The organism is Brevibacillus sp. SIMBA_040, from assembly GCF_046535075.1.
In the GTDB taxonomy this organism is placed as follows: Bacteria; Bacillota; Bacilli; order Brevibacillales; family Brevibacillaceae; genus Brevibacillus.
In genome coordinates this window covers 1-229 of sequence record NZ_JAWRXI010000453.1, presented here as the reverse complement: position 1 = coordinate 229, position 229 = coordinate 1, and the positions used below count along the sequence as shown (strand labels likewise).

General features: G+C 33.2%; 1 protein-coding gene. It reads right to left on the bottom strand.

Going from position 1 to position 229, the window contains the following annotated elements; translation table 11 throughout:
- A partial coding sequence (locus tag SB752_RS33405; RefSeq protein ID WP_410719659.1) for a hypothetical protein occupies positions 1 to 229 on the bottom strand: 229 nt, incomplete at both ends.

Sequence of the window (229 nt, the reverse complement as noted above, 5' to 3'; positions counted from 1 at the left end):
ATCAAGATCTTTGAAAAAACTTGTTATGGTTTTCTTCTTTTTTTTAACTTCAGCCTTATTTTCTGTATCGTTGGCTTGATAAAAATTCTTTCTGTTATCTTGAATGAAGTTTTCCGCTTGCTTATACACTTCCATGGAATCTGCTGCAAAAACATTTCGTTTAAAATGTTGTCGGTCTTTATAGGTATAATAGACATCTTCCTCATGCTCGCCCATAGGAATGAAATCG